Genomic DNA, 16,047 nt, shown 5'->3' with positions numbered 1-16,047 from the left:
TTGAACGACGCCCGGCACCTAGGCCGGGCGCGCGCTATTCTGCCGCAGGCTCGGCCGCGGCTAAATAGGCAAAAGGCAGGAAGCGGCGTTCAGGAGACGAAATGCCCCTGTTCGCGCCAGCGCGCCACCAGCGCGGGCACGCCCTGGCTGGCGGGCTCGGCGATCGGGCTGACGCCGGGTGGCGCCAGATCGCGGGCGTGGGGGTCGACCAGCCAGCACGGTGCCTCGAGCGGCGCCTGTTCCAGCAGCAGCGCCGCCGGCATCACCGCGAGTGACGTGCCGACGACCAGCAGCGCATCGGCCTCGGCGACGATGTCGCAGGCTTCGGCATAGCGCGGCACGGCCTCGCCGAACCAGACCACGTCCGGCCGTAGCTGGCTGCCCTTGTCGCACAGATCGCCCAGGGCGATACCGCCGCTCGGCAGCGGATAGCGCAGGTTGGCATCCACGCTGGAGCGTGCGTTGAGAATCTCGCCGTGGAGGTGCAGCACGTGGCGCGAACCGGCGCGCTCATGCAGGTCGTCGATATTCTGGGTCACCACGCTGACACGAAAACCGGCATGTTCGAGCGCGGCCAGCGCCTGATGTGCCGCATTCGGTCGCGCCCGGCGGGTCTGTTCGCGGCGCTCGTCGTAGAAGCGCAACACGGTAACGGGGTCGCGCCGCCAGGCCTCGGGCGTCGCGACGTCCTCCACGCGGTGGTTCTCCCACAGGCCATCGCCGTCGCGAAAGGTCTTGAGACCGCTTTCGGCGCTGATACCGGCGCCGGTGAGAACCACAAGATGGCGCCCTGAATGTTCAGACATGCCATGCCTCCTTGAAATGGGGCGCTTCGAAACAAGGCGCTTTGAAATGGGGCGCTTCGAAAACGGCCACTAGACGGCAGAGCATGACACGTTACCCACGACGCCCCCAATGGGATCAACGTTGTTCGCGCTGCCAGCGATCCTGTAGCCAGCGGCACGCATCCAAAGCGAGGGCGGAATGGATGCGGGCATAAAACGCTTCGAAGCGCGCTGGATCACAGGCGAATTCCGCGTCGGCATCGGCGTTTTTCCGGAGCGAGTATTCCGCGGCGAGAATATCGTAGGGAATCCCTTCGACGCGCCTCTCGAAGGCGTAACGGTTGCCAGATAACGTTTCCTGCGTCTCGAGCCATTCCCATAGCGACGAAGATTCGGCGAGAGACATGGCTTTGTGCAAGTGAGCCAGCTGCTGTGTCGGCTGCCCCTCCTCTGCCAAAGTGACGTGCGCGATCATCGTCACGGCACGAACTGCCTCTGCCGGCATGTCGTCGATGCCTTCTTTGCGCAAGAACCCCTGGGCCGCTCGTTGCCTGAGTGCGGCAACGCGACTGTCACTCCCCTTCTCGACCCACCGACCAATGTAGTAATCATCACAGCGCAGCAGGCAGTCGGCATAGGCCTGAGCCTTGTCGGCTCGCATTCCCTCGGCGATCGCCAATCCCTGGTGCTTGTCCCGCATGTGGCTCTGATAACTCCACCAAGCTTCCTTAGCCGGAATCCAGACCACGGCGATCATGAGTACCAAGGCAGGCAACGCGACACACAGCCCCCACCAGCGCCGCCAGTGCGCGACACCGACGGCAAAGGGGATGAACAGCACCAGCAGGCTAAGCGGCCAGGCGTAGATCACCATCAAGAGCAGCGTTTCCCACCACGTAAAATGAAACAGCACCGTTAATCACCTTGCTGCCAATGGATCGAACGTCACGACCAATCTCGAGACGAGTTCGTCAGGGGCGCTCAAACTATCGCAATATGCCGTGTCCCGCTTGCTCAAGTGCCTTTTTTACCGCAACCGCTACCACTTGCCGCAATCACTTGCCGCAATCACTTGCCGCTACCACTGACTGAAACACCTGACTAGAACAGCGTGACGAGATAACTGACCGCGACAGCGAGCCCCACTGGCGCCGAAAACGTGTCCGGAACGATCCTGTCGCGGTCGCCACGCCTGCCAAACGGGGCTTGTGATCCAGGCCCCCCGCCCCGACAATAGCGACCCGTTCCACACCGCCGTTCGCTATCCGCCATGAGCGCCTGCACGCCCGACTCTCCGCCGCCTCTCGCCGTGATCTACCGCGACGCGTCCCTGATTGCCGTCGCCAAGCCGCCCGGCATGCTGGTACACCGTACCGCCCTGGCCCGCGGCGAGACCCGCTTCGTGCTGCAGACGCTGCGCGACCAGATCGGCCGCCACGTCTACCCGGTGCATCGTCTCGACCGCCCGACCGGCGGCGTGCTGCTGTTCGCGCTGGACCCGGCCACGGCGGCCACGCTGGGGCAGACGTTCACCGACCATCGCGCCGCCAAGCGCTATCTGGCGGTGGTTCGCGGCTGGGGACCGGAGACGCTGACCGTCGACGCACCACTGCGCGAAGAGGACGGCATCCGGCCCAAGGCGGAGATGCCCGCACAGCCGGCGGTGACCCATCTCCGCCGGCTGGCGACGGTGGAGATGCCGGTAGCGATCGACCGCTACCCGAGTTCGCGCTACTCGCTGATGGAGGCGCGGCCGGAAACCGGAAGACGCCACCAGATCCGCCGTCATCTGGCGCGCTGCGGCCACCCGATCATCGGCGATGCCAAGCACGGCAAGAGCATTCACAATCGCTACTTCCGCGATCATCTTGCCTGCCCGCACCTGCTGCTGACGGCGGCATCGCTGACACTGCCGCACCCGGCCGACGGTCGCTGGCTGACGCTCGAAGCCGCACCGGATGCGGCCTTCGCCGCCCTGATGACGCGCTTCGGCTGGCAGGCGCATCTGCCCCGCGACGCCGCCGATCACGTGACCAACGACGCCGCCAATCCTGCCGGCGAGCCCGCCACCCCGGCCGAACCGATCGACGAGACACCATGACCGAAGACGCCCTCTCTCCTCGCGACAGCAGCGACGACTACGACTTCCGCTTCGGCGGCATCCGCCGACTCTATGGCACGCTGGCCGCCAACGCCTTCCGCCGGGCCCACGTGGTGGTGATCGGCGTCGGCGGTGTCGGTAGCTGGAGCGCGGAGGCGCTGGCACGCTCCGGCATCGGCAAGCTGACGCTGATCGACCTGGACGACGTTTGCGTCTCCAACGTCAATCGTCAGCTGCACGCGCTGGACGGCCAGATCGGTCGCCCCAAGGTCGAGGTGCTGGCGTCGCGCTGCCGCGCGATCTGGCCGGGCATCGAGATCCAGGCCGATGCCGCCTTCATTACTCCGACCAACCTAGCCGAACGCATCCCCGAAGATGCCGACCACGTCATCGATGCCATCGACCATGTCGGGGCGAAGGCCGCCTTGATTCACTACTGCCAGCGGCGCAAGCTGCCGATCACGGTCACCGGCGGCGCCGGCGGCCAGACCGATCCGAGCCGCATACGCGTGGCCGACCTCACCCGCACCGAGCACGACCCGCTGCTGGCCAAGGTGCGTTCGAAGCTGCGCCGCGACTACGGGTTCTCGCGCAATCCCAAGCGCCGCTTCTCCGTCGAGTGCGTCTACTCGGACGAACAGCTGGTCTACCCGGGCAGCGACGGCGAAGTCTGCCTGCAGAAGCCGGCCCCGGGCCAGGCGACGCGGCTCGATTGTGCCGCCGGCTTCGGCGCGGTGAGCGTGGTCACCGGCACCTTCGGTTTCACCGCTGCCGGTCGCGTACTCACCCGGCTGGCCGAGCGTGCCCGCCGTTCGACTTCCGAGACGATCACGCAGCAGACGGCCATGCACAATGAGGCCACGCAGGGAGAGACCGAGCAGGTCACCACTCCGCAGGAGACAACCGACGATGAGTGACAACCCGCAGCATCCGGTACCCGGCATCTACCGCCACTACAAGGGCGCACTCTATGAAGTGTTCGACGTCGCCCAGCACAGCGAGACCGAGGAGTGGCTGGTCATCTACCGCGCCCTCTACGGCGACTACGGCCTGTGGGTGCGCCCGCTGGCGATGTTCTGCGAGCAGGTCACGGTCAGCGACGAGCCGGTCCCGCGCTTTGCGCTGGAGAAGGCGTTCCGCCAGACGTAGAAAGCTCGGCACTGTGAAAGCCAGCTGCGCGAGACGCCCCGTCGGCGTAGCGGTATTTGCCCACGCGACTGTCTGACGCAATCCATGCCGGGTATAATGCGCCGCTTTCCCAACCGCACCCCGGCAACGCCCGACAATCCATAAACCGCGGTTGCCGAACATTTCCCACGGGAGGAAGCATGAGCGTACGCGTCGGCGTGATCATGGGGTCCAAGTCGGACTGGTCGACTCTTTGCCATACCGTCGAGACCCTGGAACAGCTGGGTATCGAGCACGAGACCCGCGTGGTCTCCGCCCACCGCACGCCGGACCTGCTGTTCGAGTACGCCGAGACGGCGGCCGAGCGCGGGCTCGAGGTGATCATCGCCGGTGCCGGTGGCGCCGCGCACCTGCCGGGCATGTGCGCGGCCAAGACACGTCTACCGGTGCTGGGCGTGCCGGTGAAGTCGAGCACGCTTTCCGGCGTCGACTCGCTGCTGTCGATCGTGCAGATGCCGGCCGGCATTCCGACCGCGACGCTGGCCATCGGCCGTGCCGGTGCCGTCAACGCCGCCCTGCTTGCCGCCGCCATGCTCGCCAACCACGACGACCGTGTCCGCGAGGCGCTCGAGGCCTACCGCGCCGAACAGACGCGCAAGGTGCTCGACGCGCCCGACCCCAGACCCGAAGACGACAGCGAGGAGTGAGCATGAGCCGTTCGATCACTCGTGTGGGTATCGTCGGCGGCGGCCAGCTCGGGCGCATGCTCGCCCAGGCGGGAGCCCCCCTGAACCTGCGTTTCACCTTTCTCGATCCGGGTAGCGAGCCCTGCGCCAGCGCCCACGGCAAGCATCTGCAGGCCGACTGGCAGGACGCGGCGGCGCTCGAGACGCTGACCGATACCTGCGAGGCGATCACCTTCGAGTTCGAGAACGTGCCGGCCGAAGCCGTCGCGCGCCTCGCCGAACGGCGCCCCGCCTACCCCCCGGCAGCGGCGCTGGCAACCGCGCGAGATCGCTGGCTGGAGAAGTCGCTGTTCCGCTCGCTCGAAATCGCCGTACCGCCGATCGCCCGCATCGACAGCCAGGCCGATCTCGATGCTGCCGTGGCCGAGATCGGCCTGCCGGCGGTGGTCAAGACCCGAACGATGGGCTACGACGGCAAGGGCCAGAAGGTGATGCGCGAGGCCGCTGACGTCGCCGACACCTTCGACGAGCTGAGCGGCGTGCCGCTGATCCTCGAAGGCTTCATCGACTTCGATCATGAGATCTCGGTGATCGCCGTACGCGCCCGCGACGGCGAGATTCGTCACTGGCCGGTGGTCCGCAACGAGCATCGCCAGGGCATTCTGCACTGCTCGGTTCCGCAGGTGGCGCACCCGCTGCAGGAGCAGGCGGAGGACTACGCCAGCCGAGTGATGAATGAGCTCGACTATGTCGGCGTCATGGCGTTCGAATTCTTCGTCACCGCCGACGGCCTGCTCGCCAACGAGATCGCACCGCGCGTGCACAACTCCGGCCACTGGAGCATTGAGGGCGCCGTCACCAGCCAGTTCGAGAACCACGTTCGCGCCGTCGCCGGCCTGCCGCTCGGCGAAACCGCACGCCTGGCGCCGTGCGCCATGCTTAACGTGATCGGTGCTTTCCCCGAGCGAGATGCCGTACTCGCCCTGCCCGGCACCCACTGGCATGACTACGGCAAGGCCCCCCGCCCCGGCCGCAAGATCGGCCATATCACCGTACTCGCCGCCGACGAAGCGACGCTGGCCGAGCGGGTGAGCGCGGTGGAGGCGCTGCTGGCCAACGATCTGGGCTAATAAGCGCCGACTAAGCGCCGACGCCACGGCGAGCAGCGGCGGCCCCCGCTGCCAAGCCATGAAAAAGGCCCCGATGTCGTCGACATCGGGGCCTTTTTCGTCGGGCCTGTCAGTACCGGCCCGAGTCATACCATGCTCATGTATAACGAGCCTGGCAATCCGCGTGATTCCGTCTGGGCGCCGACGGCGAGCGTTACTGCTTTTCGTCGGTGAACATGTGCTTCTGCAGGTAGTTCTGGATACCGACCTTGTCGATCAGGCCCAGCTCGGCCTCAAGCTTGTCGATATGCTCTTCCTCGTCATCGAGGATCTTGATGAACAGGTCGCGGCTGACGTAGTCGCGCACGGATTCGCAATAGGGAATCGCTTCCTGCAGATCGGCACGAGCCTTGTGCTCGATCTTGAGGTCGCACTCGAGCATTTCCTGGGTGTTCTCGCCGATATTGAGCTTGCCCAGGTCCTGCAGGTTGGGGAGGCCTTCCAGGAACAGGATACGCTCGATCAGCTTGTCGGCGTGCTGCATCTCCTCGATCGACTCGTCGTACTCCCATTTGGCCAGCACGGCCAGGTTCCAGTCCTTGTACATCTTGGCGTGGAGGAAATACTGGTTGATCGCCACCAGCTCGTTACCGAGCACGGTGTTCAGATATGCGATGACTTTCGGGTCGCCTTTCATTGTCGTGTTCTCCTCATGTCTTCGAGCAAACGGGCATCGGGCACCGGGGAGCCACGCAGGCACACGCACTCCCGAAAATCGTCACGCTAGCATACCGCGGCGGCAGACAACGTCGTCGCCGCGAGACACGCGCGAATTCGATGCTGGCAGTATGGCCCACAGAAGACAGAAATTACAAGCATAACAGTTACTTACGACATCTTCGCATCTGCCATCAATTGGCGGATGAAAACGCGGCTGATAACGACTTGCGCTACTACCACGCTCGGGCGAACAGGCGGCAGCTCAGTCGATGGGCCGGGGACGGCCAAGAAACAGGGAAAGTCAGGAACAGAGAAAAGCGGAGCAAGAAGAGCGTGAGGCAGACAGGAAGTACAGTAAGCGAAGAGGAAGGCAGGAAGCGCGCGGTGCTTCACGCCACCGTCTCTCGCCCTGACACCGGTCGTGTCGCGGTCTAGACCGCGTAGGCGAGATCCGGGTCGAAGGCTACGGCCTGGCTGATCGCCTCGCGCATGACGCTCTTGCCCGTGCAGGCACACTTGCCGCACTGGCCGGCACAGCCGGTCGTCTCGCGCACTTCGCGCCAGCTCCGGGCGCCATCGCTGACGGCATTTTCGATATCGCGGTCGGTGACACCCAGGCAGAGACAGACGTACACGGCGAGACCTCACTGTTAACGTGATAGCAAATGTAAATGATTCGCATAGGCAATTTCAACCCATCATCGATCTCATTTCGATCACGCTATCGCGAAGCGGCTTAACATCACCTGAAGGCCCGGCCGGCGTGACGCCTGCCATCCCCGCACGGAGGTTCGCGGGCAACCAGCGCCCAGCGGCGCCGCCCAAGAAGATCCCAATAGGAAGATCCCAATAGAAGACCTCAAACCAAAACGCCGCGCTCCGAGGAGCGCGGCGTCATCAGGGTGGCCGTCAAACCGGGCAATGCGTCCCGGCGCTAGCCAGTGCGTCCCGGTGCTAGCCAGTGCGTCGCAATAGCCAGAGGCCGAGCAGATAGCAAGTAGCGGTCGGCACGACCACCGCCAGCGAGGGCGAGAAGCCGAACAGCACGGAGGCCGGCGCGAGCAGGTCCTGCAGATACTTGAACGTCAGGCCGACGATCACGCCATAGAAGATTCGCGTGCCCGCCGCCACGGTTCGCAGCGGGCCGAACACGAACGAGGCCGCCAGCAGAACCAGGCCCGCCAGGGTCACCGGCAGCAGGCTCTTCTGCCAGAAATAGAGCAGCGGCTGGGTCGCCTCCTGCCCCTGCCCCTGCAGATAGCTCGCGTACTGCCACAGGCTGGTCATCGGCTGGCTGTCGAGCGGCCGCAGCAGCCGATTGAGCTGGGCCGGTGTCAGCGCGGTTTCCCAGGTCTGGCTCGACACGTGCTCGGCACGGGTCGTGTCTCCCTCGAAGTGGGTGACCTCCACGTCCTGCAGTGTCCAGGCATCGCCCTCCCAGACCGCCCTCGCCGCCTGGGTGGCATCGACGAGCTGCTGACCGTCGAAGCGGTAGCGGATGACATTGATCAGCGTATCGTCGGCGCGAATGGTGCCGAAGCGATAGAAACTCTCGCCCTCGCGCTGCCAGCCACCGCGAGTCGAGAGCACGGCATCGGCCCCCTCGGACTGCTCCAGGCGCCAGGCTTCGGCGTGCTGCTCGGTGGCCGGGCTGACGAATTCGCCGATGGCCATGGTGATCAGAATGACCAGAACCAGCGGCTTGAGCACACCGAGCAGGATGCGCCCGAGCGAGCGCCCGGCGGCCCGCATGACCGTCAGTTCATTGCTGGATGCCATGGTACCCAGCCCGACCAGGGCACCGATCAGCACCGCCACCGGCGCGTACTCGTAGAAGCGCCAGGGCAACCGCATGATGAGATAGAAGAGCACGTCCAGCGCGGTGTAATTGCCGGCGACATCGCCCAGATCGTTGATGTAGGAGATCACCAGATCGAGCCCCAGCACCATTACCTGGACGACCAGCATCGCGCCCAGCACGTTGCGGGCGATGTAGCGGTCGAGACGATCGATCAGCATCAGCGGCCTCCCTGCTTCTGGTCACGTCGAATCAGGAACAGCCCCAGCACCAGATAGACGGCGTGGATCGGCCACATGCCGACGCTCGCCGGTAGACTGCCGCGCGCGATCGCATCCTGCGCCGCCAGCAGCAGGCTCAGGTAACTGATATGCAGGAAGATCGCCGGCAGCAACTTGGCGAAGCGCCCCTGGCGAGGATTGACCCGCGAGAGCGGCAGCGCCAGCAGCGTCAGGATGGGGATCATCAACGGCATCGACAGGCGCCACTGCAGCTGCGCGATGGCCTCGTCTCCGCCGTCTGCAATCAGCGCCGGAGTGGTCATGAGTTCGGTGTCGTCGTTCAGTTCGCTGGTGGCATCGGTGGAGAGGCGCACCGCGTAGCTGCCGAACTCGAGCCGTTCGGCCACTGGCGTGCCGGGGTCGACGCTATACCGCTCGCCGTTGGTCAGCACCAGAAAGCGGCTGCCGGTCTCCTCGTCGACCGTCTGATAGCCGCCCTCCGCCCGCGTCACCACCTGCTCGGGTGTGCCATCGCTGCGCGGCTGCCGTTCGCTGATGAAGACGCCCTGCATGCGCGAGCGTTCATCGTTGAGCGACTGGGTATAGGCGGTGCGGCCGCTGCCGAAATCCTGGAAGCGCCCGGGGGTGAGCACGGAAAAATCGAGCCGGCTCTCCTGCTCGTCGATCAGGCGCTCGTTGTGCGCCGCACCAACCGGCGTCAGCCACAGGCTGCAGACGCCGACCAGCACTGCCATCAGCGCCGCCGGCAGCAGCGTCACGCGCAGGAGCCGGTTGGGGCTCATGCCGCAGGCGACCAGCACCGTGATCTCGCTGTTCAGGTAGAGCTGACCGTAGGCCAGCAGAATGGCGAGGAAGAACGACAGCGGCAGCACCAGCTCGAGAAAGCTTGGCATGTGGAACAGCATCAGCGTGCCGAGCGCACTGACCGGCAGTTCACCCTGCGCCGCGTCGGTGAAGTAGCGAATGAAGCGACTGCCCATGATGACCAGCAGCAGCACCCCGGCCACCGCGGACATCGTCAGCAGAATCTCGCGTGTCAAATAGCGGAATACAATCAACATCGACTCCTGAAATGGCTTCCTGCCGCGGCATCCGCCGCCGGCTCCGCAGCCGGCGGCAGGCCACCTAGCGCTCGGCCTTCAAGACCTGCGTTATGCAACGTCCCTCGGCTTTGCGTAAACTGGCGCTATCGATGGCATCGCCGTCGACCGGGCGCCCGCCACTCGGCGGCCGCCCGGCGTCGCTGCCGCGTGGATCCCTGCGGCGCCATTATCCTGATTCCCCGCGCACTTGTCTCGTCGACGACAGGCAATGTGACGCGAAGCCAGCGCAATCGTTCATTGGAGACGACATGGAATTTTCCGTACTGACCGTCAACCCGGCCAAGGTCGAGACCGCCTGCCTGGTCGTGCCGCTGTTCGCGGACGGCGACCTGCTGTCCGCCGCCGCGCAGCTGGATGACGCCAGCGAACGGCTGATCGCGCAACTGCTGGAACGTGGAGACTTTTCCCCCGAGCTGGCCAATGTCCAGTTGATCCCGTTTGCGCCGGGGCTCGCCGCCGAACGCCTGATGCTGGTCGGCCTGGGCAAGCGCGACAAGTTCAACGAAGGCGCCCTGCGCAAGGCGCTGGACGCCGCCTTCGGAGCCCTGGCCAAGCTGCCGGTCGATAGCGTCGCGGTCGCCTTCACCGATGCGGACATCGACGACCGCGACGTCGCCTGGAACGCGCAGATGACACTGGAGTCGGCGACTCGCGCGGTCTATCGCTTCACCCAGTGCAAGTCGACGCCCGCCGAGGCGCCCCAGCTCGCCCAGGTCGAGGTGCTGATCGATGACGCCGGCCAGGTCGACGCTGCCAAGGCCGGTGCCCGCATCGGCGCCGCCCTCGGGGATGGCGTCAACCTGGCGCGCACGCTGGGCAACCTGCCCGGCAACATCTGCACGCCCAGCTATCTTGCCAGCCAGGCGGAGACGCTCGCCGGTGAATCCGACGGCACGCTGACGACCGAGATTCTCGACGAAGCCGCACTGGAGTCCCTCGGCGCCGGCGCCCTGCTTGCGGTCGGCCAGGGCAGCGCCGAACCCTCGCGCCTGATCGTGATGAAGTATCAGGGCGCCGACGATCCCGACGAAGCGCCGCATGTCCTGGTCGGCAAGGGCATCACCTTCGACACCGGCGGTATCTCGATCAAGCCCGGTGCCGGCATGGACGAAATGAAGTTCGACATGTGCGGCGCCGCCAGCGTCTTCGGCACCATGAAGAGCGTGATCGCGCTGAAGCCGAAGCTGAACGTGATCGCCCTCGTCGCCAGCGCCGAGAACATGCCCGATGGTCGAGCCATCAAGCCGGGCGATATCGTCACGACGCTCAAGGGGCTGACCGTCGAGATTCTCAACACCGACGCCGAAGGTCGTCTGGTGCTGTGCGATGCCCTGGCCTACGCCGAGCGTTTCCAGCCGGCTAGCGTGGTGGATATCGCTACTCTGACCGGCGCTTGCGTGATCGCGCTTGGCGATCATGCCAGCGGCCTCTTCTCCAATGACGACGATCTCGCGCTCGACCTGCTCGACGCCGGCGAAAATGCCTGGGATCGCGCGTGGCACATGCCGCTGTGGGACGACTATCAGGCCCAGCTCGACTCCAACTTCGCCGACCTGGCCAACATCGGTGGCCGCCCGGCCGGCAGCATTACCGCTGCCTGCTTCCTGTCGCGCTTCGCCGAGAGCTATCCCTGGGCGCATCTCGACATCGCCGGTACGGCCTGGGACAGCGGCAAGCAGAAAGGGGCCAGCGGCCGCCCGGTTGGCCTGCTGACCCGTTACCTGCTCGATCGGGAAGGCGAGCGGGTGGTCACGTCGGAGGCCTGAGCCCTGGCCCGAGGCGGGCGTCGACCGGGCGCCTGCCTCTTCCGCCGCAAACGCTTTGCATGCTAATTTGAACGATCCACTGCCCGCCGTGTCGGGCAGCCCCAACCGATGTCATCGATCGCCAGCCTCTCGGGCGACGGTCATTCCGGACAGTCAGGAGAAGACGCAGTGTCCACCTCAGGTTTCGAAGCCCGCCTTTCCGCCAACCCGCTCGATGCCCACTTGCGCAACGAGATTCTTGCCAACCCGGGCTTCGGCCGCTACTTCACCGATCATATGGTCCACGTACGCTGGACCAAGGCTGACGGCTGGCAGCGCGGCGAGCTGCGTCCCTACGGCCCGCTGCTGATCGATCCCGCCTCGCCGGTGCTGCACTACGGCCAGGAGATTTTCGAGGGCATCAAGGCCTATCGCCACGCCGATGGCTCGGTCTGGACCTTCCGCCCCGAGAAGAACGCGGCCCGTTTCCGCGCCTCCGCCCGCCGCCTGGCACTGCCGGAGCTTGATGACGAGACCTTCCTGGGCTCGCTCAAGGCGCTGGTCGCCCAGGATGTCGAGTGGGTGCCGACGCCGAAGGACGATGCCGAAGAGTGCAGCCTCTACCTGCGTCCGTTCATGATCGGCAACGGCAAGTCGCTGGGCGTGAAGCCGGCCGCCGAGGTCGACTACTACCTGATCGCCTCGCCGGCGGCGTCCTACTTCAAGAGCGGCGGCAAGCCGGTCTCGATCTGGCTCTCCCAGCACTACAACCGCGCCGCCCCGGGCGGCACCGGATTCGCCAAGTGCGGGGGCAACTATGCCGCCTCTCTGTTGGCGCAGGCCGAAGCCGAAGCCCATGGCTGCGATCAGGTCGCGTTTCTCGATGCGGCCGAGAACAAATGGATCGAAGAGCTCGGCGGCATGAACCTGTTCTTCATCTATCGCGATGGCCGACTGGTCACGCCGGCGCTGACCGGCACCATTCTCGAAGGTGTCACGCGTGACTCCATCCTGGAACTGGCTCGCGACGAAGGCCTGACCCCGGAAGAGCGTCCGATCAGCATCGACGAGTGGCGCGAAGGCGTGGCCAGCGGCGAGATCGTCGAAGTGTTCGCCTGCGGCACCGCCGCCGTCATCACCCAGATCGGCGAACTGGTGACCGAGGAAGATCGTATCGTGACCCCGGAAGCCGGTGCCGAGGCTGTCAGCGGCAAGCTGCGCAAGCGTCTGCTCGATATCCAGTACGGCCGCGCCGAAGACAAGCGTGGCTGGCTGATGCAGTTGGCCTGATTTCCGCCTACGCTGCTCTTGAGCACTGCCCTTCAACGACCGCCGCGAGGCGGTCGTTGCGTCTGGGCGGGTCGTTTCGGCGCGGTCCCGCGCTATCGACAATGCACTACCGACAGGGAGAATGACGAGATGAAGCCTGTAATGATCGTGACCGGCGCCGGCCGTGGTATCGGCGCCGCCACCGCCATCATGGCGGCACAGAAAGGCTACGCCGTGGCCGTCAACTATCGCAGCGACAAGGCCTCCGCCGATCAGGTCGTGGCCGAAATCGAGGCCGACGGCGGCCGGGCGATCGCGGTGCAGGCCGATGTGGTCGATGAAGCCGCGATCGTAGCGATGTTCGAGACCGTCGATCGTGAGCTGGGCCGCGTCGATGTACTGGTCAACAATGCCGGCGTGGTCGACCAGATCAGCCGCGTCGACGACATGAGCTTCGACCGCGTCGACCGCATGATGAAGATCAACGTGGTCGGGCCGTTCATCTGCGCGCGCGAAGCGATCAAGCGCATGTCGACTCAGCACGGCGGCAAGGGCGGTGCGATCGTCAACATCGGCTCGGCCGCCTCTCATCTCGGCGGTGCCGGCGAATATATCGACTACGCCGCCTCAAAGGGCGCCATCGACGTGATGACCGAAGGCCTGTCGAAAGAGGTGGCCGGCGAAGGCATTCGCGTCAATACCGTGCGCCCCGGCGTCATTCGTACCACCATCCACGCCAGCGGCGGCAACCCGGACAAGCCCGACGTCGCCGGCGAGGTGATTCCGATGGGACGTATCGGCGAACCGGAAGAGATCGCCAATGCCGTACTGTGGCTGGCCGAAGCTGGCTTCACCACGGGGGCGTTGATCGACGTCGACGGCGGCGTCTAGGCCGCCATCGCTTGGCCGCGCGTCGCTGGGCGAGATTGTTCCAGGGCCACGCGGCTCGGCAAGGCCTTTCCGCCGCGCTCGCCCGATAGGGTTCGCTGGCTAGCGATCGAACTCGCGGGCGAGCCGCCAGCCGCGTAATTCGCTACCCTACAGCTTTCTTTCGTCGCGCTTCATTCCCGTTCTTCATCCCTGCTCGTTGAAGGAGCCCATGACCAAGATCGACTTCTACATTCTTCAGGACACGACGCTGGAGGCCCGCATCGATTTCGCCTGCCGGCTGGCGGAGACGATCTATCGCAAGGGCTACCGGCTGCATGTCCACACCCAGGACGAATCGATGGCCCGCGAGGTCGATGACAGGCTCTGGACCTTCCGCGAGGAGAGCTACGTGCCGCACATGATCGTCGGCGACGAGATGCAACCGCCGCCGCCCGTCACCATCGGCTGGGAACAGCCCCCGGAACCGGGTGTGCAGGCGATGCTCAACCTCCATGACGAGATCCCCGAATGGTTCTCGCGCGTGGAGCGCGTCGCCGAGATCATCAACCAGCACCAGGAAGTGCTGCGGACCAAGCGCGCCTGCTGGAAAACCTACAAGGATCGTGGCTACCGAGTCGAGGCGCACAAGCTGTAAGCGTTGTCCGAGCCGTGAGCGTTAGCTGACAGCGCCTGTTGCCAACAGCCACCCGATCCCTCGTGTGGCTGCCTTGCCTTTTTGCTTGGCTTTCGCGCTTGGCGGCTAATCACCGAGCGCCTGATCGCTTAGAGCCTGAATGCCTGGACTGACTGCTGCAGGTCGATCGAGCGCTCGCGCATGGCATCAGCCATGGACGAGGTCTGCTCGACCAGCGCGGCGTTCTGCTGCGTGGTCTGATCGAGCTGCGAGACAGCATCGTTGATCTGCTCAATGCCGGCGGTCTGCTCCTGCGCGGCACTGGCAATCTCGTCGAACAGGGTATTGATCTGACGAATCTGCTCGTCGATCTCCTGCATCTGTGTGCGCGCATCTCCGACCCGTTCGGCGCCGGTCGCCACCTGCGCACTGGAGGTCTCGATCAGGCGCTTGATCTCCTGCGCGGCCGTGGCGGAGCGATTGGCCAGCTGGCGGACTTCACCGGCGACGACGGCGAACCCTCGCCCGTGTTCACCGGCTCGTGCCGCTTCCACCGAGGCGTTGAGCGCCAGGATATTGGTCTGGAAGGCGATATTGTCGATCAGCCCGATGATCTCGGTGATCTCCCCCGCGCCCTGGCGGATCTCCTGCATCGATTCGACCGCGCCGAGAATCGCCTGCTGCCCCACGCGCGAGGTCTCGCCGGTGGACTCGACCAGCGCGCGTGCGCGCGTCGCGGTATCGGCGCTGTTTCGTGTCGTGGCGGTCATCTCCTCCATGCTGGTGGAGGTCTGCTGCAGCGCCGCCGCCTGCTCTTCGGTGCGCGAGGCCAATTCCTGGTTGCCGGCGGCAATCTCCTCCGCCCCCTGCCCCACCGCCACGCTGGAGGTCTGGATGGCACCCACGGCGCGCTGCAGCTCGTCACGCATGCGCCGGATATCTCCTAGCAGGCTATGCCCCTTCACGTCGGACGTCTCGACCGTCACGGTGAGATCGCCTTCCGCGATCTGTTCCACGACGCCGGCAGCGTAGGCCGGCTCGCCGCCCAAGCGACGCAGCACCCGTCCGATCATGAACCAGAACGCCAGCGTGACGATCGCGCCGGCAATCAAACCGACCAGCGTCGAGCGCATCATCTGCGCCTTGACGAGCGCATCGACGTCGCCCATGAAGACCCCGCTGGCGGCATAGACATTCCACGCCGGGAAGCTTTCGACGTAGGCGTGAACGCGCGGCTGAGCCTCCGACCCCCGGGCAAAGTTGGACCGATAGTCGGCAAAGCCTTGGCCACTCGCGCGCGTGGCCTCGATCATCGCCGGGAAGATGCGCACGCCGGTCGGGTCCGTGGCATCGGCAACGTCCTGGCCCGCCTCGCGCTTGGGATGCGCGCGGATGCGAAGATCGTCACCGAAGGCGAAGACATAGTTGTCGCCGTCGAAACGAATATCGCGAATGGCCGCGAAAGCTCGCCTCTGAGCCTCGTCTTGTGTCATCGCCCCTTGCTCGGCACGATCCCGATAGTGCGCCATCAGCGACACGGCCATATCGACCGCCGTCACCATACGCTGCTCCCGCTCATCCATCAGCGCACTGCGCGTTTGCCAGGCGTTGGTGACCAGCATGACGACCAGTATCAGCCAGAGAATAGCGATCCCGATCCAGCGCTGCTGCTTGAGCGAGGCCCCCTTTTGCACTCGCCGAACATTGCCCCCGCCCGCCACCATTAAATGTTGGATAGCATTGTCTTGATTCATGAATGATCTCTTGATTATCAGATTCTAGTAGTCAGTCTTGCTCTCGCCGCACAACAACTTCGAAAGTCGCGCGAGATCAGGGATATCGTCTTGTCGAGAACGA

General features: G+C 65.2%; 16 protein-coding genes. 9 read left to right on the top strand and 7 right to left on the bottom strand.

What is annotated here, in order from left to right; all coding sequences use genetic code 11:
• Positions 1-89 precede the first annotated feature (89 nt).
• Together MC381_RS08585 and MC381_RS08580 are read right to left on the bottom strand one after the other, a co-directional pair.
• Positions 90-806: an SIR2 family NAD-dependent protein deacylase gene (locus tag MC381_RS08585; protein ID WP_251977321.1), complete on the bottom strand. Its 717-nt coding sequence runs from the start codon at positions 804-806 to the stop codon at positions 90-92.
• Between the two features lie 115 nt (positions 807-921).
• Positions 922-1,659, bottom strand: coding sequence for a hypothetical protein (locus tag MC381_RS08580; protein ID WP_251977320.1), 738 nt, complete (start codon positions 1,657-1,659; stop codon positions 922-924).
• A gap of 396 nt (positions 1,660-2,055) precedes the next feature.
• Between MC381_RS08580 and MC381_RS08575 the strand changes: the two genes are divergently transcribed.
• The 5 genes from MC381_RS08575 to MC381_RS08555 all read left to right on the top strand — a co-directional run bounded on the left by MC381_RS08575 (position 2,056) and on the right by MC381_RS08555 (position 5,830).
• The gene (locus MC381_RS08575; RefSeq protein WP_251977319.1) at positions 2,056-2,886 is read left to right on the top strand and encodes a pseudouridine synthase; all 831 of its coding nucleotides are present in this window, start codon (positions 2,056-2,058) and stop codon (positions 2,884-2,886) included.
• Entirely contained in the window at positions 2,883-3,803 is a 921-nt protein-coding gene (gene tcdA / locus MC381_RS08570) for a tRNA cyclic N6-threonylcarbamoyladenosine(37) synthase TcdA (protein ID WP_251977318.1), read from the top strand. The genes MC381_RS08575 and tcdA overlap by 4 nt, the downstream gene beginning before the upstream one ends.
• Positions 3,796-4,035 carry a DUF1653 domain-containing protein gene (locus tag MC381_RS08565; protein WP_251977317.1) on the top strand — a complete coding sequence of 80 codons (240 nt, stop codon included), beginning with the start codon at positions 3,796-3,798 and terminating at the stop codon, positions 4,033-4,035. The genes tcdA and MC381_RS08565 overlap by 8 nt, the downstream gene beginning before the upstream one ends.
• Before the next feature lie 179 nt (positions 4,036-4,214).
• Positions 4,215-4,721: a 5-(carboxyamino)imidazole ribonucleotide mutase gene (purE, locus tag MC381_RS08560; RefSeq protein WP_251977316.1), complete on the top strand. Its 507-nt coding sequence runs from the start codon at positions 4,215-4,217 to the stop codon at positions 4,719-4,721.
• 2 nt (positions 4,722-4,723) lie between these two features.
• Entirely contained in the window at positions 4,724-5,830 is a 1,107-nt protein-coding gene (locus MC381_RS08555; RefSeq protein ID WP_251977315.1) for a 5-(carboxyamino)imidazole ribonucleotide synthase, read from the top strand.
• Positions 5,831-6,023: 193 nt separating this feature from the next.
• On the opposite strand, the gene bfr is transcribed toward MC381_RS08555, so the two are convergent.
• From bfr to lptF, 4 genes are all read right to left on the bottom strand, one after another.
• A complete protein-coding gene (gene bfr / locus MC381_RS08550; protein ID WP_251977314.1) occupies positions 6,024-6,506 on the bottom strand; it encodes a bacterioferritin in 483 nt (160 codons plus the stop codon).
• Between the two features lie 454 nt (positions 6,507-6,960).
• Entirely contained in the window at positions 6,961-7,164 is a 204-nt protein-coding gene (locus MC381_RS08545) for a (2Fe-2S)-binding protein (protein ID WP_251977313.1), read from the bottom strand.
• 319 nt (positions 7,165-7,483) lie between these two features.
• A complete protein-coding gene (lptG, locus tag MC381_RS08540; protein WP_251977312.1) occupies positions 7,484-8,548 on the bottom strand; it encodes an LPS export ABC transporter permease LptG in 1,065 nt (354 codons plus the stop codon).
• Positions 8,548-9,627, bottom strand: coding sequence for an LPS export ABC transporter permease LptF (gene lptF / locus MC381_RS08535; protein WP_251977482.1), 1,080 nt, complete (start codon positions 9,625-9,627; stop codon positions 8,548-8,550). Before lptF ends, lptG begins: the two co-directional genes overlap by 1 nt.
• A 293-nt stretch (positions 9,628-9,920) precedes the next feature.
• Here lptF and MC381_RS08530 point away from each other — a divergent pair, with 293 nt between their 5' ends.
• The 4 genes from MC381_RS08530 to MC381_RS08515 all read left to right on the top strand — a co-directional run bounded on the left by MC381_RS08530 (position 9,921) and on the right by MC381_RS08515 (position 14,211).
• A complete protein-coding gene (locus tag MC381_RS08530; RefSeq protein ID WP_251977311.1) occupies positions 9,921-11,438 on the top strand; it encodes a leucyl aminopeptidase in 1,518 nt (505 codons plus the stop codon).
• Positions 11,439-11,606: 168 nt separating this feature from the next.
• Positions 11,607-12,707 carry a branched-chain amino acid aminotransferase gene (locus MC381_RS08525; protein ID WP_251977310.1) on the top strand — a complete coding sequence of 367 codons (1,101 nt, stop codon included), beginning with the start codon at positions 11,607-11,609 and terminating at the stop codon, positions 12,705-12,707.
• 129 nt (positions 12,708-12,836) lie between these two features.
• Positions 12,837-13,577 carry an SDR family oxidoreductase gene (locus MC381_RS08520; protein WP_251977309.1) on the top strand — a complete coding sequence of 247 codons (741 nt, stop codon included), beginning with the start codon at positions 12,837-12,839 and terminating at the stop codon, positions 13,575-13,577.
• Positions 13,578-13,785: 208 nt separating this feature from the next.
• The gene (locus tag MC381_RS08515; RefSeq protein ID WP_251977308.1) at positions 13,786-14,211 is read left to right on the top strand and encodes a DNA polymerase III subunit chi; all 426 of its coding nucleotides are present in this window, start codon (positions 13,786-13,788) and stop codon (positions 14,209-14,211) included.
• Between the two features lie 128 nt (positions 14,212-14,339).
• On the opposite strand, the gene MC381_RS08510 is transcribed toward MC381_RS08515, so the two are convergent.
• Positions 14,340-15,944, bottom strand: coding sequence for a methyl-accepting chemotaxis protein (locus MC381_RS08510; RefSeq protein ID WP_251977307.1), 1,605 nt, complete (start codon positions 15,942-15,944; stop codon positions 14,340-14,342).
• Between the last annotated feature and the right edge of the window lie 103 nt (positions 15,945-16,047).

This window comes from Salinicola avicenniae (assembly GCF_023736115.1).
GTDB lineage: Bacteria > Pseudomonadota > Gammaproteobacteria > Pseudomonadales > Halomonadaceae > Salinicola > Salinicola avicenniae.
This window is presented reverse-complemented; position numbering and strand designations above follow the sequence as displayed.